At 64.2% G+C, this 24,085-nt stretch carries 3 protein-coding genes; all 3 read left to right on the forward strand.

Annotated elements, in window-relative coordinates:
* On the forward strand, positions 1-10,980 hold the full coding sequence (locus tag M5G20_RS25245; protein ID WP_273921390.1) for a non-ribosomal peptide synthetase: 10,980 nt from the start codon (positions 1-3) through the stop codon (positions 10,978-10,980).
* On the forward strand, positions 10,980-22,739 hold the full coding sequence (locus tag M5G20_RS25250; RefSeq protein WP_273921391.1) for an amino acid adenylation domain-containing protein: 11,760 nt from the start codon (positions 10,980-10,982) through the stop codon (positions 22,737-22,739). Before M5G20_RS25245 ends, M5G20_RS25250 begins: the two co-directional genes overlap by 1 nt.
* Before the next feature lie 163 nt (positions 22,740-22,902).
* Positions 22,903-23,859 carry an alpha/beta hydrolase gene (locus tag M5G20_RS25255; protein WP_273921392.1) on the forward strand — a complete coding sequence of 319 codons (957 nt, stop codon included), beginning with the start codon at positions 22,903-22,905 and terminating at the stop codon, positions 23,857-23,859.
* Positions 23,860-24,085: the final 226 nt, after the last annotated feature.

A 24,085-nucleotide genomic window follows, 5' to 3' on the forward strand; every position in this document is an offset into this window, starting at 1 on the left:
ATGAATGCTGAAGACTCCTTGAAACTTGCTCGCCGGTTTATCGGGTTGCCCCTGGAAAAGCGCCAGGTGTTCCTTGCGGCCTTGCACAAGGAGGGCGTTGATTTCGCCCGGTTTCCCATCCCTGCCGGCGTCGACGCCGAAGATCGCCAGGCGCTGTCGTACGCCCAGCAACGGATGTGGTTTCTCTGGCAACTGGACCCGCAAAGCGGCGCCTACAACTTGCCCGGTGCGGTGCGCCTGACCGGTCGTCTGAACCTGCCGGCGCTGGAACAGGCCTTCGCCAGCCTCGTGGCCCGTCACGAAACCCTGCGCACCGTGTTTGCGCCGCAGCCTGACGACACTTTGCTGCAAGTGCCGGCCACGGCGCCGCTGGTGATCGAGCACGTTGATTTCAGCGCCTTGCCCGCCACCGAGCGCGAGCAGGCCGTGGCCCAGGCGGCCGAGCAGCAATCGGTGTTGCCGTTCAATCTGGGCACGGGGCCGTTGCTGCGCGTCACTCTGCTCAAACTCGCCGAGCAGGAGCACGTGCTGTTGCTGACCCTGCACCACATCGTGTCCGACGGCTGGTCGATGAACGTGCTGATCGACGAGTTCATCCGCTGCTACGACGCCTTCGATGCCGGCACGCCACCGCAGTTCTCGCCGTTGCCGATCCAGTACAGCGACTACGCCTTGTGGCAGCGCCGCTGGCTGGAGGCGGGCGAGCAGGCGCGGCAACTCGAATACTGGGAGGCTCAACTGGGTGACGAGCATCCGGTGCTGGAGCTGCCCCTGGATCATCCGCGCCCGGCGATGCCGAGTTATCGCGGCACCCGCTACGAATTCGCGGTCGACGGGCAATTGGCTGAGCAACTGCGCACCACCGCTCAGAAGCACAACGTCACTTTGTTCATGCTGCTGCTCGGCGCGTTCAACGTGCTGCTGCACCGTTACACCGGGCAGAACGACATCCGCGTCGGCGTGCCGATCGCCAACCGCAACCGCGGTGAAATCGAAGGCCTGATCGGTTTCTTCGTCAACACCCAGGTGCTGCGCACGCAACTGGACGGCCAGACCCGCGTCGATGAGCTGCTGCGTCGCATCAAGGAAACCGCGCTGGGCGCCCAGGCCCATCAGGATCTGCCATTCGAGCGCCTGGTCGAAGCCTTGAAACTGGAACGCAGCCTCAGTCACACGCCGCTGTTCCAGGTGATGTACAACCACCAGCCGCAGGTTGCGGACATTTCCACGGTGACCACGGCGTCCGGCCTGGCGCTGGGCATGATCGAGTGGCAAGGCCGAACCACCCAGTTCGACCTGACCCTCGATACCTACGAGAAAAGTGGCAAGCTGCACGCCGCGCTGACCTACGCCAGTGACCTGTTCGACGCCACGACCATCACGCGCATGGCGCAGCACTGGACGCGTTTGCTGCAGGGGATGGTGAGCGATTCGCAACAGCGCATCAGTGATTTGCCGCTGCTGGAGCACGCCGAGTATCAGCGCATCGTGCATGACTGGAACCGCGCCGATGAAAGCTTCGCCGAAGATCTGTGCATTCATCAGCTGATCAGCCAGCAAGTGGCTGCGAGCCCTGATGCAGTGGCCGTGACCTTCGCGGATACCCAACTGACTTACCGCGAACTCGACCAGCAAGCCAACCGCCTGGCGCACAAGTTGATCGAGCTGGGCGTCGGTCCGGAAGTGCGGGTCGGCGTGGCCATGCAGCGTTCCGAGCAACTGCTGGTGGCCTTGCTCGCGGTGCTCAAGGCTGGCGGCGCCTACGTGCCGCTGGACCCGGATTACCCGGCCGAGCGGGTCGCCTACATGCTTGAAGACAGCCGTGCGCTGCTGCTGATTACGCAGCAGGACGTCGCAGAGGCGTTGAATGTGAGCGCAGGCACCCAAGTCCTGCTGCTGGACGACATCGAGTCGCTCATCGCCTACCCGCCAAGCGCCCCGGTCACCCGCGTCACGCCGGACAACCTCGCCTACGTGATCTACACCTCCGGTTCCACCGGCAAGCCCAAGGGCGTGGCCATCGCTCATCGCAACGTGCTGGCGTTGATCGACTGGTCGAAATCGGTGTACAGCCGCGGCGACATTCAAGGCGTTCTGGCTTCTACGTCGGTGTGCTTCGACCTGTCGGTGTGGGAGCTGTTCGTGACCCTGGCCAATGGCGGTTCGCTGATCATCGCCCGCAATGCCCTGGAGTTGCCGCAACTGCCGGCCCGGGATCAGGTGCGGTTGATCAACACCGTGCCATCGGCGATCAACGCGTTACAACGCGACGGGCAGATTCCGCCGAGCGTGCGCATCATCAACCTGGCCGGTGAACCCCTGAAGCAAAGCCTGGTGGAGGCGCTGTATCAGCAAGCGACCGTCGAGCACGTCTACGACCTGTACGGCCCGTCGGAAGACACCACCTATTCGACCTGGACCCGCCGCGAAGCCAGAGGCCGCGCCAACATCGGCCGCCCGCTCAAGCACACCGCCAGCTATCTGCTCGATGCCGACCTGCAACCGGTGCCGCAAGGCGTGTCCGCCGAGCTGTACCTCAGCGGTGCGGGGATCACCCGTGGTTACCTCGCACGGCCAGGCCTGACCGCGGAAAAATACGTCCCCAACCCTTTTTCCAGTACCGGCGAGCGCCTGTATCGCACCGGCGACCTGACCCGTTATCAGGCCGACGGCACCCTGCAATACGTGGGTCGCATCGACCATCAGGTCAAGGTCCGTGGCTTCCGTATCGAGCTCGGTGAAATCGAAGCGCGGCTGTTGCAGCAGGACGCGGTGCGCGAACTGGCGGTGCTGGCCCAGTACGGCGCCAGCGGCCAGCAGCTGGTGGCGTACATCGTGCCGAACGATTCGGCGCTGTTGGCCGATGCCGATGCGCAAGCCAACCTGCGAGAAGTGCTCAAAGCCGCACTGCGTCAGCATTTGCCGGACTACATGGTCCCGGCGTTTTTGCTGTTTCTCGAACATCTGCCGCTGACGCCCAACGGCAAACTCGACCGTAAGGCCCTGCCGGCAATTGATGGCGCTACGCAACAACGCAAACACGTCGCGCCGCGCAGCGACCTGGAAAAATCCCTCGCCGCCATCTGGCAGGACGTGCTGGCCATCGACAGTGTCGGCCTGGAAGACAACTTCTTTGAACTGGGCGGCGACTCCATCGTTTCGATGCAAGTGGTCAGCCGTGCGCGGCAGGCCGGGTTCGTGCTCAGCCCCAAGGACCTGTTCCAGCACCAGACCATTCGCAGCCTCGCCCAAGCGGCGCGCACGGGCGGGCAATCGCAAATCGATCAAGGTCCGGCGGTGGGCGCAGTGGCGCTGTCGCCGGTGCAGCAATGGTTCTTCGAACAGGCGATTCCCGAACGTCAGCACTGGAACCAGTCGCTGTTGCTGGTGCCCCGCGAGGCGCTGAACATCAAGGCGCTGGAGCGTGCCCTGGAGCAATTGCTGACCCAACACGACAGCCTGCGCCTAAGTTATGCACAGGCCGACAACACCTGGCAGCAGGCTTATGCCGCGCCAACCACGGAGTCGGTTTTGTGGCAGCGCCAGGCGCAAACGGTCGGGCAGCTCAACACCTTGTGCGACGAGGCCCAGCGTAGCCTCGACTTGCAAAACGGTCCGTTGCTGCGCGCAATGCGGGTGGCGATGGCCGACGGCTCGGAACGTTTGCTGCTGGTGATCCACCACCTGGCGGTGGACGGTGTTTCCTGGCGCGTACTGCTGGAAGATTTGCAGCACTTCTACACCGGCGGTACGGCGCAAGCGAAGACCAGCAGCTATCAGCGTTGGGTCGCACGCTTGCACGATCATCTGCCAGCTTTCGAACACAACCTCGGCCACTGGCAGAGCCAATTGCAAGACGCGCCAGACAACCTGCCGTGCGAGCGACCGAACGGTGCGCTGGAAAACCGCTTCGAGGAGAAACTCGAGCTCAAACTCGACACCGAGCAAACCCGCAAGCTGCTGCAACAGGCTCCGGCGGCTTACCGCACCCAGGTCAACGACCTGCTGCTGACCGCTCTGGCTCGTGCCGTTTGCCGCTGGAGCGGGCAGGGCAGCACGCTGATTCAGCTCGAAGGCCATGGCCGCGAAGACCTGTTCGATGACATCGACCTGACCCGCACCGTCGGCTGGTTCACCAGCCTGTTCCCGGTCAACCTGAAACCCTCCGCCGATCTTGGCGCATCGATCAAATCCATCAAGGAGCAACTGCGCAACGTCCCGGACAAAGGCCTGGGCTACGGCGCGCTGCGTTACCTCGGCGCACCGCAGATCCGCGCCGGGCTGGCGGCGTTGCCGCAACCGCGCATCACCTTCAACTATCTGGGGCAGTTCGATCGTCAGTTCGATGAGGGCGCACTGTTCACGCCTTCCACTGAAGGCAACGGTCTGGCGCAGGACCCATCGGCGCCGCTCGGCAACTGGCTGGTGGTCGAAGGCCAGGTCTACGGCGGCGAATTGTCCCTGAGCTGGGGGTTCAGCCGCGAGATGTTCGACACCGCGACCATCCAGCGTCTGGCTGACGAATACGCGCATGAACTGAACGCGCTGATCGATCACTGCTGTGCGCTTGAAGTGGCGCAAGCCACGCCGTCGGACTTTGCGTTGGCGCAGATCGATCAGGCGCAACTCGACGCCTTGCCGCTGGCGGTCTCGACGCTGGAAGACCTGTATCCGCTGTCACCGATGCAGCAGGGCATGTTGTTCCACACCCTGTACGAGCCGCAGGTCGGCGCCTACATCAGCCAGTTGCGCCTGGACATCGGCGGCCTCGACACCGAGCGTTTCACCCGCGCCTGGCAGGCGGCGGTCGAGCGTCACGACATCCTGCGCAGCAGTTTCCACTGGCAGGGTCTCGATGTCGCGCATCAGGCGATTGCCCGTCAGGTGAAGCTGCCGCTGCAAGTGCTTGAAGCGACGGACACCGATGCACTGGCCGATGCCGAACGAGCTCAAGGTTTCGAGCTGGGCAGCGCGCCGCTGTTCCGCTTGAAACTGGTACGTACCGGCGCTGACGCCTGGCACCTGATCTACACCAGCCATCACATCCTGATGGATGGCTGGAGCAACGCGCAGTTGCTCGCCGAAGTGATCCAGCACTACGTCGCCGGGCATTCGCAGCCGGCGCCGACGGGTCAGTACCGCGATTATCTGGGCTGGTTGCAACAGCAATCGGCCGTTGCTGGCGAGCAGTTCTGGAAAGCCGCACTGGCGCCGCTGCAAGCACCGACGATGCTCGCCGAAGCCCTGCGTCCGCCAGTCGACGCCGAGGGCAGCGAGGAAGTTCGCGTGGCCCTCGACAGCCCCGCGACCCGGCGTCTGGCCGAGTTCGCCCGCCAGCAAAAAGTTACCCTCAACACCGTGCTGCAAGCGGCGTGGAGCCTGTTGCTGCAACGCTACACCGGCCAGGATTGCGTGGTGTTCGGCGCCACCGTGGCCGGGCGTTCGGCACCGCTGCCGGGGATCGAAGCGCAACTGGGGCTGTTCATCAACACTCTGCCGCTGGTGTGCTCGATGCGCCCGGACCAGAGCGTCAGCCAATGGCTGGGCGAGTTGCAACGTTTGAACCTGGCCCTGCGCGAATTCGAGCACGTGCCGCTGTACGACATTCAGGGGTGGGCGGGGTATCAGGGATCGTTGTTTGACAGTCTGCTGGTGTTCGAAAACTTCCCCGTCGCCGAAGCGCTGAAGCAGGGCGCGCCGGCCGGGTTGTCGTTCGGCAACCTGCACAACCACGAACGCACTCACTATCCGCTGACCCTTGGCGTCGAGTTGGGCGAAGCGCTGAGTTTCGATTTCAGCTACGACGCGGCGCGTTTCAGTGCGGCTCAGGTCGCGCAGCTTGCGGCCAATTTGCAGTACCTGCTGACGCAGTTCGTAGCCTCGCCCGAGGCTGCACTGGGCGGGTTGGAACTGCTCGATATCGAAGGCAAGCACGCGGTACTCGCCATCAGCCAACCGGCCACGGTCGAGTTATCCACACGTCTTTTGGTTCACGAGCGGATCGCCGCGCAAGCCGCCGCCACCCCCGATGCCCTGGCGTTGCAGGTCGACGGCCAGCGCCTGAGCTACGGCGAACTCAATGCCCAAGCCAATCGCCTGGCCCATCACCTGATCCACCACGGCGTCGGTCCCGGCAAGCGTGTCGGCCTGGCCTTGCGTCGCGGACCGCAGTTGATTGTCAGTCTGCTGGCGGTGTTGAAAAGCGGCGCGGCCTATGTGCCGCTGGACCCGAAATACCCGAGCGAGCGCCTCGCCTACATGATCGAGGACAGCCGTCTCGACGTGCTGCTGTGCGAGTCCGGCCTGCTGGACGACTTGCCGCTGCCGGCGCACCTGCGCCTGTTGGGCCTGGATGAAGCCGTCGGCTACTCCGACAGCAATCCGCCAAGCCACGCCGTGGCCGAAGACCTGGCCTACATCATCTACACCTCGGGCTCCACCGGTCAGCCCAAAGGCGTGGCCATCGATCACGGCGCGCTGCGTGAGTTCTGCCAGAGCGCTGCCGATTATTCGGTGTTATCGGCCCGCGACCGTGTGCTGCAATTTGCGACCTTCAGCTTCGACGGTTTCGTCGAGCAGTGCTACCCGGCGCTGTGCGTGGGCGCGGCGTTGATCATGCGTGGCGATGACCTGTGGGACGCCGGTCGACTGGCTGCACAAATCGTCGACCAAGGCGTGACCGTGGCCGACTTGCCCGCCGCCTACTGGTTCCTGCTGGCCCGCGAATGCGCCAGTGGCGTGGTGCGTCACCTTGGCGATTTGCGTCAGGTGCACGTTGGTGGCGAGGCGATGTCGGTGGAAGGGCTGCGCCTGTGGCATCAGGCCGGTTTGAGCCATGTGCGGCTGCTCAACACTTATGGGCCGACCGAAGCGACCGTGGTGTCCAGCGTGCATGAGTGCCAACTGCAAGATGCCAGCGATGCGTTCGGCATCCCGATTGGTCGCGCCATCGCCGGCCGAGCGCTGTATGTGCTGGACTCGGCTGGTCAGTTGCTGCCCGCCGATGGCGTTGGCGAGTTGTGCATTGGCGCCCCGGCTTGCCTGGCGCAACGCTATTTCGACCGTCCGGCGCTGACCGCCGAACGCTTCCTGCCGGACCCGTTTGCCCGTGAGCCGGGCGCACGCCTGTACCGCAGCGGCGACCTGGCGCGCTACAACGTCCGGGGCGACCTGGAATACGTCGGGCGTATCGATCATCAGGTAAAGATTCGTGGTTTTCGCATCGAAATGGGCGAGATCGAAGCCTGTCTTCAGGGGCGGGACGAGGTGCGCGAAGCCGCTGTCATCGCCCAGGACGGCACGCAACTGGTGGCGTACATCGTCGCCAGCGGAGCGGTCACGTCCGAGACGGATTATCTCGACGCGCTCAAGGCCGTGATGCGTCAGTCGTTGCCGGAATACATGGTGCCGAGCCACTTGATCCTGCTGGCGAAACTGCCGCTCAACAACAACGGCAAACTCGACCGCAAGGCCTTGCCGCGCGCAGAGGCCGGCGCTGCACAACGGGCGTTCGTCGCTCCGCTGGAAGGGCTGGAATCGCAGCTGGCGCAGATCTGGCAGCAGGTGCTGCAGGTTGAACAAGTGGGGCGTGACGACAACTTCTTCGACTTGGGCGGGCACTCGTTGCTGGTGCTGCAAGTGATCTCGCGGGTGCGTCAGCAACTGAACATCGAACTGTCGGTCAGCAGCCTGTTTTCCGCTGCGAACCTGGCGCAATTCGCTTCCCGCGCAACACTGGCCGAAACCAGCGTGCAGCCAACACTGCAACGTGCGACGGATGATCAACCGCGAGTGCTGTCCTACGCCCAGCAACGCCAATGGATTCTCTGGCAACTGGACCCGCAGAGCAGCGCCTACAACATCCCGGCCGCGCTGCGTCTCAAGGGGGGGGTGGACCGGCAGGCGCTGCGTCAGGCCTTCCTGCAATTGCAGGCCCGTCACGAAACCCTGCGCACGACCTTCGAACAGGACGGCCAGCAGGCGCGTCCATGGGTGCACGCCGAACTGCCGTTGCAGTTGTGCGAGCGGCCAGCTATCGAGTCGTCGATCCACGATGCCGTGGCCGAAGAAATCGCCCAGCCGTTCGACCTGCGTAACGGTCCGCTGTGGCGCGCATTGCTGCTGCAAGTCAGCGCCGAGGAACATGTGCTGGTCCTGACCGTGCACCACATCGCCGCCGATGGCTGGTCGATGCAGGTCATGGTCGATGAGTTCAGCGCGTTGTATCAGGCCGCCGTCGAGGGCCGCGCGGCCAGCCTCGACAACTTGCCGGTGGCTTACAGCGACTATGCCCGCTGGCAGCGCGACTGGCTGGAGGCGGGCGAGGGCGCGCGGCAACTGGCGTGGTGGCGCACGCAACTGGACGGCAGCCAGGCACCGCTGGAACTGCCGAGTGAACTGAGCCGTCCGGCCCGTCGCAGCGAGCGCGGCGCCAGCCTGAGCCTGAACGTGGATCGCCCACTGCTGGCCGGTTTGCGTGAGCGTGCACAGGAACAGCAAGTGACCTTGTTCATGTTGTTGCTGGCGAGCTTCCAGACCTTGCTGCACCGCCAGAGCGGGCAGTCGGGCATCAGCGTCGGCGTGCCGAGTGCCGGCCGCTCGCGCCTGGAAACCGAAGGCCTGATCGGCTTCTTCATCAACACTCAAGTACTGCGTGCCGAGATCGACGGCCAGCAACCGTTCAGCACCTTGCTGCAACAGGTCAAACAAACCGCATTGTCGGCGCAGGCCCATCAGGACTTGCCGTTCGAGCAACTGGTCGATGCCTTGCAACCTGACCGCAGCCTCAATCACAGCCCGTTGTTCCAGGTGCTCTTCAACCACCAGCAGCCGTTGGGCGCGAGCGTCGAGCGGGTCGTTGCCGGTTTGCAGGTCGAGCGTTTGCACTGGCAGCAGCACACCACGCAATTCGATCTGGTGCTCGACACCCAGGAGCAGGGCGACACACTGGACGCCAGCCTGAGCTACGCCACCGATCTGTACGACGAAGCCTCGATGCAGCGTTTCGCCGGGCAATGGCTAAACCTGCTGCGCGCCGTGGTGGCCGATCCGCAACAGCGCGTCGCCGAACTACCGTTGCTGCAAGCGTCGCAGTACGACGATTTGATCCAGCACTGGAACCCGGCATTCCAGGCAGAACCGCCATCGCCGACCTTGCATCAACTGTTCGAAGCTCAGGCCGCGCAACGACCGAACGCGGTGGCCCTGGTCTACGAAGGTGAACAGCTGACCTACGCCGCACTCAACGCCCAGGCCAACCGCCTGGGGCGCAGACTGCGTGAGCAGGGCGTCGGGCCGGAAGTGCGCGTCGGCATCGCCACCGAGCGGGCGATGCCGCTGGTGGTGGGTCTGCTGGCGATTCTCAAAGCCGGTGGCGCCTACGTGCCGCTCGACCCGCAATACCCGGCCGAGCGCTTGAGCTACATGATCGACGACAGCGGCATTGCGCTGCTGCTGACCCAGTCTCATTTGATCGACGGTTTGCCGTCCCGCGATGGCGTGCAGGTGCTCGACCTGAGTTCGATGCAACTTGAAGCCTACAGCGCCGACAACCTGACGCCGCAGGCGACGGCGGACAATCTTGCCTACGTGATCTACACCTCCGGCTCCACCGGACGCCCGAAAGGCGCATTGCTCAGCCACGGCAACGTCGGGCGCCTGCTGACGGCCACCGCCGAGCAGTTCGACTTCGGCGCGGACGATGTCTGGACCCTGTTCCATTCCTACGCGTTCGATTTCTCGGTGTGGGAGTTGTTCGGTTCGCTGTGCACTGGTGGGCGCCTGGTGATCGTGCCGTATTACATCAGCCGCGAGCCGCAGCAATTCCACCGCTTGCTCTGCGATGAAGGCGTGACGGTGTTGAACCAGACGCCGACGGCGTTCCGGCAACTGCTGCCGATAGCCTGCGCCAGCCCGCGCGATATGGCGCTGCGCCAGGTGATCTTCGGCGGCGAGGCGCTGGAAGTGGCGAGCCTGCGTCCATGGTTCGAACGCTTCGGCGATCAGCAGCCAACGCTGGTGAACATGTACGGCATCACCGAAACCACGGTGCACGTGACCTACCGCGCCATTCGCCTGGCCGACCTCGACGGCAAGGCCCAGAGCCCGATTGGCCTGCCGATCCGCGACCTGCGCTGGTACTTGCTCGACAGCCAGTTGCAGCCGGTGCCGGTGGGTGTGGCGGGCGAGTTGTACATCGCCGGTGCCGGCCTGGCGCGCGGTTATCACGGGCGCTTCGGCCTGACCGCCGAGCGTTTTGTGCCGAGCCCGTTCGACGCTTCGCAACGCCTCTATCGCAGCGGCGACCTGGCGCGACAGCGTGCCGATGGCAGCATCGACTACCTCGGGCGCATCGACCAGCAAGTGAAGATTCGCGGGTTCCGCATCGAACTGGGCGAAATCGAAGCCGCGCTGCTGGCGCAACCGGGCGTGCGCCAGGCGGTGCTGAACGTGCATTTCGCCGACGCCGGGCCACAGCTGTGCGCCTATGTCGTCGCCGAGCATCCCCCGCACGACCCGATCGCCTGGCGCGACAACCTGCGCGCCGCGCTCAAGGTCGACTTGCCGGATTACATGGTGCCGAGCCACTGGCTGCTGCTCGATGAACTGCGGCTGACCAGCAACGGCAAGCTCGACCGCAGGGCCTTGCCGCTGCCGGATGCCGAGGACTGGCAACGACCGTTCGAAGCCCCCGAAGACGAACTCGAACAGCAACTGGCGGCGATCTGGGCCGATGTACTGGGCGTGGCGCAGATCGGCCGTCGCGACAACTTTTTTGAATTGGGCGGGCACTCGCTGCTCGCCGCCCAGGCCAATGCCCGCGTGGAACTGGAACTGGGCATCGAGCTGCCGCTGCGTGCGCTGTTCGAAAGCAACGACCTTCAGGCTTATGCCGCCACCGCCCGGCAACAAGCCCCGACTGACAACGATGCACGTCTGGAGGCGCTTGAGTCGCTTCTCGACGAGATGGAGATCAACTGATGGAACACACCACCGCCATGCGTATCGCCACGCGCTTCGCCGGCCTGCCCGCCGACAAGCGCCGCGAGTTTCTGACAAAAATGCAGGAGCAAGGTGTGAGCTTCGGCCAACTGCCGATTCCAGCCGCCGCCGAGCCGCAAGCAACTTTTGAATTGTCCTATGCGCAGCAACGCCAATGGTTCCTCTGGCAGCTCGATCCACAGAGTTCGGCGTACAACATTCCGGCCGCCCTGCGTCTGCGTGGCCCGCTGAATGTCGCGGCGCTGCAGCAGAGTTTCGATGTATTGCTGGAGCGGCACCAGAGCCTGCGCAGCCGTTTCGTCGAGGATGACGGGCAGGTGCTGCAAGCCTTGGCGGCCTTCACTTCGCTGTCCATCGAACAGCACGATTTGCGCGACGAGCCTGTCGCCCAGCGCTTCGAATCCGCGATGAAAAAGGTCGAGCAGGCAATCGCCCGGCCGTTCGATCTGCAGCATGGCCCGCTGCTGCGCGTCAGCCTGTTGCAACTGGATGCCGAGGACCATGTGCTGGTGCTGACACTGCACCACATCGTCACCGATGGTTGGTCGATGGGTGTATTGGTCGAAGAATTTTCCCGCCTCTACGCCGCCCATTGCCAAGGGCAGAACGCTGCGCTGGAGGCGCTGCCGATCCAGTATTCGGATTACGCCGCATGGCAACGCCGCTGGATGGACGCCGGAGAGCTGGACCGTCAACTGAACTGGTGGCGCGAACAACTCGGCAGCGAACAACCGCTGCTGGAGCTGCCGACGGATCGTCCGCGCCCGGCACAACCGAGCCAACGCGGTGCGCGACTGGACTTCGCCCTCGACGCGGATCTGGCCAGCGGTTTGATGGCCTTGGCCAAGCAGCGCGGCGTGACGCCGTTCATGTTGTTGCTGGCGAGCTTCCAGGCTTTGCTCTATCGCTACAGCGGTCAGGCTGATCTGCGTATCGGTGTGCCGATCGGCAATCGTAATCGCGCCGAAACCCGTGGCCTGATCGGCTTCTTCGTCAACACCCAAGTGATGCGCGCCGAACTCGACGGGCGCCTGCCGTTCAGTCAGTTGCTCGAGCAAACCCGCGCCACTTCGCTGGATGCCCAGGATTACCAGGACTTGCCATTCGAGCGTCTGGTGCAGGCGTTGCAAGGCGAGCGCAGTCTCAGCCACAGCCCGTTGTTCCAAGTGATGTTCAACCACCAGCAAGCCCGACCGGCAGCGGTCAGCGGTTTGCTGGCGGGGCTGCGGGTCGAGGCGCTGAACGCCACGGCGCAGACCACCCAATTCGACCTGCAACTCGACACCCAGGAAGAGGGCGACAAACTGTTCGCCAGCCTGACCTACGCCACCGACCTGTTCGACGCCGAGCGCATCGAGCATCTGGCCCGGCATTGGCGCAACCTGTTGGCCGGGGTGCTGGCGAATCCGCAAGCCCCGCTGGCCGAACTGCCGCTGCTGGATGCCGACGAGCGTCTGCGCATGCTCGATGACCTCAATGACACGGCTCAGGTCTATCCGGGCGAAGTCTGCGTGCAGCGCCATTTCGAAGAGCGGGTGCGGGAAAATCCTCAGGCAACCGCGCTGGTGTTCCAGGGCGAATCTCTGAGTTATGCACAGCTGAACCTGCGCGCCAATCGCCTGGCCCATCACCTGCGTGCGCAAGGTGTCGGCCCGGAAGTGATCGTCGGCATTGCCTGCGACCGTTCGTTTGAAATGGTCATCGGCCTGCTGGCAATCCTGAAGGCCGGTGGCGCTTACGTGCCGCTGGACCCGGAATACCCCCTCGATCGTCTGAGCTACATGATCGAAGACAGCGGCATTTCGCTGTTGCTGACCCAGGAGCATTTGCTGGCGCGACTGGTGACGCCGGACAGCGTGCGCACCTTGTGCCTGCATGCCGATGCCGATTGGCTGAGCGACCTGCCGGGCAGCGATCTGCCGAACCTTGCTGTGGCAGAAAACCTCGCCTACATGATCTACACCTCCGGTTCGACCGGTAAGCCCAAGGGCGCGGGCAACCGCCATGTGGCGTTGCACAACCGCATCGAGTGGATGCAGGACGCCTACAACCTGCAACCTGCGGATCGCGTGCTGCAAAAGACGCCGTTCAGTTTCGACGTGTCGGTGTGGGAGTTTTTCTGGCCGCTGATGAAAGGCGCCACGCTGGTGATCGCCGCACCGGGCGAGCATCGCGACCCGCAACGCCTCGCCGCGTTGATCGTCGAGCAGTCGATCACCACGCTGCACTTCGTGCCCTCGATGCTCTCGGCGTTCATCAGCGCTGACGAAGCGCTGGCCTGCACCTCGCTGACGCGGATCATTTGCAGCGGTGAAGCGCTGCCGATGGAACTGCAACGCCAGACCCTGCGCAATCTGCCCCAAGCCACTCTGTACAACCTGTATGGCCCGACCGAAGCGGCCATCGACGTGACCCACTGGACCTGCGTGGAAGAGGGCCGTGACAGCGTGCCGATCGGCCGGCCGATTGCCAACCTGCGCACCTGCATCCTCGACAGCGAACTGCAACCGTTGCCGTCGGGCGCGGTGGGCGAGTTGTATCTGGGCGGCATCGGTCTGGCCCGGGGTTACCACCGTCGTGGCGCGTTGACCGCCGAGCGTTTCGTGGTCGACCCGTTCGGCAGCGGCGAGCGTTTGTATCGCACCGGCGACCTGGCGCGTTATCGCACTGACGGCGCCATCGATTACTGCGGACGCATCGACCACCAAGTGAAGATTCGCGGTTTGCGCATCGAACTGGGGGAAATCGAAGCGCGTCTGCAAGAACATGCCGACGTACAGGACGCCGTGGTCCTGGCCCTCGACGGGCCGAGCGGCAAGCAACTGGTGGCCTACATTGTGCCGCAGGAGCGTGCCTTGGTTGACGCCGATGCCGACCAGCAAGGCGTGTGGCGTGAAACCCTGAAAAGCCATTTGCTCGGCAGCCTGCCGGATTACATGGTGCCGGCGCAGACCGTGCTGATTGAGCAAATGCCGTTGAGCCCCAACGGCAAACTGGATCGCAAACGCCTGCCGGCGCCCACCGCTCAGGTCAGCCAGCGTGCATTCGAAGCACCGGGCAACGCCCATGAACAGGTGCTGGCGCAGATCTGGCAGGACGTGCTGGGTATTGAACAGGTCGGGCGGCAGGACAACTTCTTCGAACTGGGCGGCGATTCGATCATCTCGATCCAAGTGGTCAGCCGCGCCCGTCGCTCTGGCCTGAGCCTGCAACCGCGCGACCTGTTCCAGCAGCAAACCCTGCAGGCCCTGGCCGCCGTAGTCAAAGAACAAGCAGCACCGCTGGCGCAACAGGGGTCGGTGGACGGCGTGCAAACACTCACGCCGATCCAGCGCTGGTTCTTCGAAGAGCCGATCCCGCAACGCGCGCACTGGAATCAGGCGGTGTTGCTAACGCCGCGCGAAAGCCTTGAACTGCCGCGTCTGCAAAGCGCCTTGCAACGTGTGCTCAAGCAACACGACGCCTTGCGTTTGCGTTTCAGTCAGGTCGACGGCCAATGGTCGGCGCGCTATGTCGGCGCCGACAGTGCCGACGTTATCGACATGCTCTGGACCGCTCGCGTGGCCAGCGATGCCTCGCTGGAATCGGTATGCGACGAAGCCCAGCGCAGCCTCAGCCTGCAAGACGGGCCGCTGTTGCGCGTGGCGCTGATCGCCCAGGCCGACGGCTCGCAGCGCTTGCTGCTGGTGATCCACCACTTGGCGGTGGACGGTGTGTCGTGGCGGGTGTTGCTGGAAGATTTGCAGGCCGCCTATCAAGGTGAAGAATTGCCGCCGAAGACCAGCGCGTTCCAGGTCTGGGCCGACAAGCTTGATGCCTATGCACGCTCCGACGCCGCTAGCGAATTGAACGGGTGGCTAGCGCAACTGGCCGGCGCCAGCGATTCGCTGCCGGCGGCCAATCCGCAAGCCAGTCAGGCCGGGCATTTGCGCCAGGGCGTGAGCATCGGCCTGGACCGCGAGCAGACCCGCCAATTGCTGCAACAAGCGCCGGCGATCTACCGCACCCAGGTCAACGACCTGCTGCTGACCGCATTGGCCCGTACCCTTAGCCGCTGGACCGGCCACCCATCGGCGCTGATTCAGCTCGAAGGTCATGGCCGCGAAGAACTGTTCGACGACATCGACCTGACCCGCACCGTCGGCTGGTTTTCCAGCCTGTTCCCGGTGCGCCTGACACCGACCGCCGGGCTCGGTGCTTCGATCAAGGCGATCAAGCAACAACTGCGCGACATCCCCGGCAAAGGCCTGGGCTATGGCCTGTTGCGCTACATGGGCGATGCCCAGACCCAAGCGGCGTTGGCTGCGCTGCCGCAGGCGCGAGTGACGTTCAACTACCTCGGCCAGTTCGACCAGAGCTTTGCCGAGGACGCGCTGTTCACGCCCGCCAAGGAATCCAGCGGTGCCGCGCAATCCGCCGATGCGCCATTGCCTAACTGGCTGTCGGTGGACGGCCAGGTCTATGGCGGTGAGCTGAAACTCGACTGGACCTTCAGCCGCGAATGCTTCGAGCTGCGCGAGATTGAAGCCCTGGCCATCGATTTCCGCGCTGAACTGTTGGCGCTGATCGACCATTGCCTGAGCGACGGCGCGGGCGGCGTGACCCCGGCGGACTTCCCGCTGGCGCGCCTGAGCCAGGCGCAACTGGATGGGTTGCCGGTGCCCCCGGCGCAGATCGAAGACGTCTACCCGCTGTCGCCGATGCAGGCCGGTTTGCTGTTCCACAGCCTCTACGAGTCGACGTCCGGTGCCTACGTGAACCAGCTCAGCGTCGAGGCCCGCGGGCTCGATGCCGAACGTCTGTGTCGGGCGTGGCAAGCGGTGCTCGACAGCCACGCAATCCTGCGCAGCAGCTTCCACTTCCCGCAAGGTTTCGAAGCACCGGTGCAACTGGTGCACCGTCATTTGCAATTGCCGCTGACCTGCCTGGACTGGCGCGGTCGCGACGATCAGGCACACGCGCTGGCGCAGTTGATCGACAGCGAACGCCTGCAACTCGATTCGACCCAAGCACCGTTGATGCGCCTGACGCTGGTGCGTCTGGACGACGAGCGTCAACAACTGATCTACACCCACCATCACCTGTTGCTCGACGGCTGGAGTAACTCACTGCTGCTGAGTGAAGTCTTGCAGCGTTATGCCGGGCAAGAGGTGCAGGCGCCCACCGGGCGTTTCGCCGACTACATCGGCTGGCTGCAACGTCAGGATACCGAGGCGGACGAAGCGTTCTGGCGCGGGCAACTGGCGACACTGGACAACCCGACGCTGCTGGCCCAGAGCCTGGCCCATGTCGATATCAAGCAACCGTCGGAGGCGCAGTTTGCCGACCATCGCCAGACCTTCGATGTCGCCACCAGCCAACGTTTCAGCGACTTTGCCCGCCAGCAGAAAGTCACGCTCAACACCTTGGTGCAAGGTGCGTGGGCACTGCTGCTGCAACGCTACAGCGGCCAGCGCAGCGTGGCCTTCGGCGCGACCGTGGCCGGGCGTCCGGTGGACTTGCCGGGGGCCGAAAGCCAGCTCGGTCTGTTCATCAACACCTTGCCGGTGATCAGCAGTCCGGATGCGGTGGAAAGCGTCGAGCAATGGCTGAGCCGTTTGCAGGCGCAAAACCTGGAACTGCGTGAACACGAATTCACCGCCCTCGGTGACATTCAGCGCTGGGCCGGACGTGCCGGTGAACCGCTGTTCGACAGCCTGCTGGTGTTCGAAAACTTCCCGGTGGCCGAAGCGTTGCAGCAGGGCGCGCCGGCCGGGTTGAGTTTCTCGATCCCGCAAAACCACGAGCGCACCAACTTCCCGCTGACCCTGGCGGCCACCGCCGAAAGCCAGTTGAGCCTGAACTGGAGCTACCAGTGCAGCCACTTCAGCAGCACCGCCATTGCGCGCATGAGTGAGCATCTGGCCGCGTTGCTGGCGGCGATGGTGGCCGCGCCTCAAGCGGCGTTGAGTGAACTCGACCTGCTCACCGCACCGGAGCGCGCCCAGCAATTGCTCGAGTGGAACCCGCCTTTCACCGTCGCGGAAAACCCGCTGTGCGTGCATCAATTGATCGAGGCCCAGGCCGTTGCCCGACCGGACGCCACGGCGTTGATCTTCAATGACGTGGCGCTGAGCTTCGACGACCTCAACCGCCGCGCCAACCGCTTGGCCCATCACTTGCGCGGGCGCGGTATCGGCCCGGAAGTGCGGGTTGGCCTGGCCATGCAGCGTTCGCCGGAAATGATCGTCGGCTTGCTGGCGATCCTCAAGGCTGGCGGCGCCTACGTGCCGCTCGACCCGGCCTACCCGGCGGAGCGTTTGCGCTACCTGATGGACGACAGCGGAATTTCGCTGCTGATCAGCCAATCCTGGCTGCGGGAAAAACTGCCGTTGCCGCAAGGCCTGGCGGTGCTGGAAATCGACCGTGAACCGCTGGAATTCATGGCGGACAGCAACCCGGTCAACCTGACCTGCGGGGAAAACCTGGCTTATCTGATCTACACCTCGGGCTCGACCGGGCGGCCGAAAGGCGTGAGCGTGGCCCACGGTCCGCTGGCCATGCATTGCGTGTCGATCGGTGAGTTGTATGGCATGACCCCGGACGACCGCGAACTGCAATTCGCCTCAATCAGCTTCGACGGCGCCCACGAACGCTGGTTGACGCCGTTGGTGTTCGGCTCGGCGGTGATGCCACGCGACGACGAACTGTGGAGCGTGGAACGCACCTGCGCCGAGATCGAAAAACACGGCATCACCATCGCCTGTTTCACCCCGAGTTATCTGGCACAGATTGCCGATTACATGGGCGAAGCCGGGCGCGATCTGCCGATCCGATCCTACACGCCGTGCGGTGAAGGCATGGCCAAGCATGCGTTCGATGAGGTGCAGCAGGTCCTGCAACCCAAGCGCCTGATCAACGGCTACGGCCCGACCGAAACGGTGATCACGCCGCTGATCTGGCTGGCCTATCCGGATACCGAATTCGACTCGGCGTTCATGCCGATTGGCCGGCCGGTCGGCAACCGCAGCGCCTACATTCTGGACGGCGGCTTGCAGCCGTTGCCGGTTGGCGTGGCAGGCGAGTTGTACCTGGGTGGCGAGGGCGTGGCGCGGGGGTATCACCAGCGGCCGGACCTCACCGCCGAACGATTCGTCCCGGACCCCTTCGTGCCGGGCGGGCGGCTGTACCGCAGCGGCGACCTCGCACGGTTCCGCGCCGATGGCGTGGTGGAATACCTCGGCCGTATCGACCAGCAAGTGAAGATTCGCGGTTTCCGTATCGAACTCGGTGAAATCGAAGCGTGCCTGATGGAGCACGCAGGTGTGCGTGAAGCGTTCGTCATCGACCGCGACGGCCCAACCAGCCGCCAGTTGGTCGGATATGTGGTGCCGCGCGATCCGCTGGCCGACGAACAGGACCTGCGTGACGCACTGACCGCGCACCTGCGCAGCCGCTTGCCGGCGCACATGTTGCCGGCGCACCTGATGTGCCTGGCCGCGCTGCCGCTGACGCCGAACGGCAAGCTTGATCGTCAGGGTTTGCCGGCGCCTGAGGCCTCGCGTCAGAGCCACGATCAAGTGGCCGCCGCGACGCCCGCCGAAGCGCTGTTGGTGGAGATCTGGCAGGAGCTGCTGGGCCTGGATTCGCTGGGCGTCACCGAGAATTTCTTTGAGCTGGGTGGTGATTCGATTATTTCCCTGCAAGCGGTCAGCCGTGCCGGGCAGCGCGGGTTGCTGTTCAGTCCCAAGCAACTGTTCGAGCAGCAGACCATCCGCGCACTCGCCGCCGTGGCCAGCCACCGTGAAAATACACGGGTCCAAGCGCCGGGCGTCGAAGCTTTCGCCCTTGTGCCGCACATTGATCTGACGGCGCGTGAAGGGCTGCAAGACCTCTATCCGCTGTCGCCGATGCAGCAAGGCATGCTGTTCCATTGCCTCGATTCGCCGGAACTCAACCCCTACGTCAACCAGTTGAGCGTGGCGGTCGACGGTTTGCAGGTGCCGCGTTTTCGCGCGGCATGGCAGGCCTTGGTCGAGCGTCATGAAGTGCTGCGCGCAGCGTTCCGCTGGCGCGATGGCCTGGCCGATCCGCTGCAAGCGGTGTTCGCCAGCGTCGAGTTGCCGATCGAAGAACTCGACTGGCGCGAGCGCAGCGACACTGAACAGGCACTGAGCGAACTGGCGGCTGCCGAGCAGGCCAAGGGCTTCGACTTGAGCTGCCCGCCGCTGATGCGTTTCATCCTGGTTCGTCTCGGGGAGGCGCGTTACCAGATGATCTGGATCTACCATCACCTGCTGCTGGACGGCTGGAGTGCGTCGCGTCTGCTGGGCGAGATGCTGCGCCTGTACCACCACGACAGCCTGCCGGCGCTGACCGGTCGCTACGCCGACTACATCGCCTGGCTGCAACGTCAGGACGATGCGCAGGCCGAAGGCTTCTGGCGTGAGCGCCTGGCAACGCTGGAAGCGCCGACCATTCTGGCCAAGGCCTCGGGGGCCGCAGGTTCCGGCCACGGCGTGATGTACAGCGACCTCAACGCCGAGGCGACGCGCAAGTTGCACAGCTTCGCCAAACGTCAGCGCGTGACCCTCAATACGCTGGTCCAAGGCGCCTGGCTGTTGCTGTTGCAGCGCCATAGCGGACAGCGCAGCGTGGCCTTCGGCGCGACAGTGGCGGGGCGTCCGACCGGTTTGTCCGGTGCCCAGGAAATGCTCGGCCTGTTCATCAACACCTTGCCGGTGATCCAGACCCTTGACCCGCAACAACCGCTGGGCGAGTGGCTGCGCGAGTTGCAGGATTACAACCTGGCGGTGCGCGACTACGAACACACGCCGTTGTCCGACGTCCAGCGCTGGGCCGGGCAGGGCGGTCAAGGCCTGTTCGACAGCATCATCGTGTTTGAAAACCATCCGGTGGACCGCGCCCTGCGCGGTGGCGAGGAAGGTGAGTTGCGCTTTGCCGAAGTCGGCAGCGCCGGCGTCACCAACTTCCCGATGGATTTGATGGTCAGCGCCAACGACGAAGGCCTCGAAGTCGAATACTTGTACCTGCGTGATCGCTTCAGCGAACAGGAAGTGCAGCGCATTCGTGCCCAGCTGGAAGGTTTGCTGCGCACCTTGCCTGAGGATGCCGACTGCCTGCTCGGCAACATCGGCTTGCCCGAAGCGCGCTTGAACCTGCCGCAAGCGTCTACCGATCACATTGATCTGTTGCTCGCGTTCAATCGGCACGTGCGCAATCAGCCGCAGAAAATCGCCTTGTTCTGTGAGGATCGTGAACTCAGCTATGCCGATCTCGACGCACAGGCCAACGGCCTGGCGCAGCAACTGGTCGCCCGCGGCATCAAGGCCGAAAGCCTGGTGGCGGTGGCGCTGCCGCGTTCCGAGCGGACCATTGTTGCGTTCCTCGCGGTCCTCAAGGCGGGCGCCGCGTATCTGCCGCTGGACCTCGCGTACCCGGCCGAACGACTGGCGTACATGCTCAGCGATTCGGCGGCGAGCCTGCTGCTGTGCGACAGCGATCTGGGTGAACGCCTGACATTGGCCGACAGCCCGCCGCGTTTGCTGCTCGATCAATTGACCGTTTCGGGCAGCCCCGACGGCCCGGTTGTTGAACCGTTGCCGGGCCACTTGGCGTACCTGATCTACACCTCCGGCTCCACCGGACAACCGAAAGGCGTGGCCGTGGCGCGCGGGCCGATTGCCCGGCATTGCCGCGGCATCATCGACCTCTACGAACTGGCGCCGCGCAGCCGCGAATTGCACTTCATGTCGTTCGCCTTCGACGGTGCCCAGGAACGTTGGCTGAGTGTGATGCTCGCCGGTGGCAGTCTGGTGATTCGCGAGGACAGCTTGTGGACCCCCGAGCAAACCCTGGAAGTGCTGCATCGCCACAACGTCACCGTCGCCTGCTTCCCGCCGGCGTACCTGCAACAGATGGCCGAAGTGGCCGAGCGCCTGGGCAATCCACCGGCAGTCGAGGTCTATTGCTTTGGCGGCGATGCGGTGCCGGACGCCAGTTTCGAACAGGTCAAGCGCGCCTTGCGTCCGCAGCGTCTGGTCAACGGTTACGGCCCGACCGAAACCGTGGTCACGCCGCTGCTGTGGCGTGCCGAGGCCAGCGAGACCTGCGATGCGGCCTATGCGCCGATTGGTCGTGGCGTAGCGGGGCGCGGCTTGTACGTCCTCGATGCCGACCTCAACCCGTTGCCGGTGGGTGTCAGCGGTGAGCTGTACCTGGGCGGCGAATGCCTGGCGCGGGGTTATCACCAGCGTCCGGGGATGAGCGCCGAGCGCTTCATTCCCGATCCGTTCGAGGCCGGTGGCCGCATGTACCGCACCGGCGACCTGGTGCGCCAGCGTGAGTGCGGCCTGATCGACTACCTCGGTCGACTCGACCAGCAAGTGAAGATCCGGGGTTTCCGTATCGAACCGGGCGAGATCGAAGCGCGCTTGCGTGAATGCACAGGCGTGCAGGATGCCGCCGTGGTGGTGCTCGACACGCCGACCGGCAAACAGCTGGTCGGTTATGTGGTGGCTGGCGCTGCTGCCGGGCTGGATCGTCGCTTGAAAGCCGAGTTGCAAGCGCAAATGCCGGAGTACATGGTGCCGGCGCGCATCCTGGTGCTGGAGCGTTTTCCGCTGTCAGCCAACGGCAAGCTCGACCGCCGCGCACTGCCGGAACCGGAATGGGCGCTGGGGGGATATCGCGCACCGCGCAACGCACTGGAACAGGCACTGACTGTCATCTGGCAAGACGTGCTCGGCGTGCCACAGGTGGGCATCGACGACAATTTCTTTGAACTCGGTGGCGACTCGCTGCAGGTGCTCAAAGTCATCTCGCGGGTGCGCAGTCAGCCGCAACCGGGCTTCGAATTGAAGCTGCGGGATTTGATGCAGAAACCGTGTATCGCTGAACTCAGCGGCTATCAAGCAGCCGAGCCAGCGAAAGCGCCGGACCCATTGTTGGCGTTGAATGGCCGGGTCGCGAACGTGCCGGCGCTGTTCTGCCTGCACGCCGGTTTCGGCACGGTGTTCGACTACGAACCGCTGGCCCGGCGTCTGCAGGGGCGGCGCACGGTGTACGGCCTGCAATGCCGCATGCTGCTCGATCCGCAGTGGCAGGACGAGTCACTGCTGGCGATGGCCCAGGCTTACACCCAGCGGATTCGTGCGCAGCAGCCGCAAGGCCCGTATTACCTGCTGGGCTGGTCGTTGGGTGGTGCGTTGACGCAACTGGTCGCCCATGAACTGGAGGCCCAGGGGCAAGCGGTCGCGTTTGCCGGACTGGTCGACAGCTACGTGGCCGGCACGGCGGAGGCGGGTGACTGGCGTGAAGATTTGGCGGATTTCCTGAAGTTTGTCCTCGGTCAACCGTCTGAAGAAGCAGAGACGCTGATTGCCTCGAAAACCGCCGGCCGGAACGAACGTGAAGGCGCTGCAGCGGCGATTGAAGCGGCAATGCACGGTTCCAACGACCACGCGGCGTTAGGCGCGAGCGAACTGACGCAGATCTTCGCCACTGGCTCGTCGCTCAAGCAACTGGCGCTGGCGCAACGACAATTGCCGACGGTGCAGGTGGCGGCCCATCGCTGGTGGGTGGCCGAACGTGATGACGAACGCCGGGCGTTCGAGGCACAGGTCGGCCAACACGGTGTTGATCGTTTGTTGGCGGGTGGACATTACGAATTGCTGCGCAGCGATGAGTTGCTGGATGAGCTTGAGCAACTGTTGGAGTGCCGCAGGGTCACTGCCTAAAAAGTAAGCGCGATGAATGACTTGTGGCGAGGGAGCTTGCTCCCGCTGGATTGCGTAGCAATCCCTCTATTGGGGCCGCTTCGCAGCCCAGCGGGAGCAAGCTCCCTCGCCACAGGTTTCCCTCCGCCACAGGTTTCCCTCATTGTGTAAAAGGATTCGTCCCATGGCCGTGTTGCCAGAACTTGAAGCTTTCCTCGAACTCGCCGAGTTCGGTCGCCTGACCGGCAAAAGTCGCGCGATGCACGAGCAGACCCCGCAACAGGCGCGGATCGACTTCGAAGCGTCCTCGACGTTTCTCGATGTGCCACTGGACAACATTGCTTGCGAGGATTTCACCATTGCCGCGCGGGACGGTCACAGCCTGGCGGCGCGGCTGTATCGCGACGGGCAGGCGGTCGACGGCCTGCAACCGGTGATGTTGTATTTCCACGGTGGCGGCTATGTGGTCGGCAGCCTCGATTCCCACGATGCGTTGTGCCGTCGTCTGGCGGCGCAAGGTGGTTTTGCCTTGTTGACCGTGGATTATCGACTGGCGCCGGAATGGCGTTTCCCGACCCCGGTGCAGGACGCGTGCGATGCCGGCAACTGGCTGGTGCGCGAAGGCGCGGCCCGTGGTCTGGACGCTTCACGGGTGGCACTGGCCGGTGACAGCGTCGGTGCGACCCTGGCCACAGTGTTGTCGTTGATGGCCGTGCGTGAACCCGAAGAACTGGTGCTCAAACCCAAGGCGCAATTGCTGGTGTACCCGGTCACCGACGCCACCACTCACCGCGCTTCCCATCGCGACTTTGCCGAAGGGTACCTGCTGGAAACCCCGACCCTGGACTGGTTCTACGCCCACTACGGCCGCACCCCGGCAGACCTGGCGGACTGGCGCTGCTCGCCGCTGCTGGCTGAAGACCTGTCCGGCATGACCCCGGCGCTGGTGTACCTGGCCGGGCATGATCCACTGCACGACGAAGGCCTGGCCTATGCCGAACGCTTGCGCGCTGCCGGCAACGACGTGACCTTGCTCGAACAACCGGGCATGACCCATGACTTCCTGCGCATGGCGGGGTTGTTGAGTGAGGTGGAAAGGATTCATGTGGAAGTGGTGGAGTGGGCGCGTTCGCGGCTTTGAACTGAATGAAAAAAACCGCCATGCCTTTGAAAGGGGATGGCGATTTTTTTGGGCTATCGTCCCGGCAAATACAGGTAACGCGAAACCCTTGGAAGCCGGCTTGCTGGCGACAGCGGCGTGTCAGGCACAGCGATGTCGTCTGAACGGCCGCCATCGCCAGCAAGCCGGCTCCTACAGGGGGAAATGCGTGCGACCTGGCGACCAGGCCGGCCGGTAGGCCGCCTCG

It is taken from the genome of Pseudomonas sp. TNT2022 ID1044, from assembly GCF_028656895.1.
Lineage (GTDB): Bacteria > Pseudomonadota > Gammaproteobacteria > Pseudomonadales > Pseudomonadaceae > Aquipseudomonas > Aquipseudomonas reinekei.

Excerpts from the sequence above, each read along its gene's own strand:
- M5G20_RS25245 (WP_273921390.1), top strand. The coding sequence starts at position 1 with ATGAATGCTGAAGACTCCTTGAAACTTGCTCGCCGGTTTATCGGGTTG.
- M5G20_RS25250 (WP_273921391.1), top strand. The coding sequence starts at position 10,980 with ATGGAACACACCACCGCCATGCGTATCGCCACGCGCTTCGCCGGCCTG.
- M5G20_RS25255 (WP_273921392.1), top strand. The coding sequence starts at position 22,903 with ATGGCCGTGTTGCCAGAACTTGAAGCTTTCCTCGAACTCGCCGAGTTC.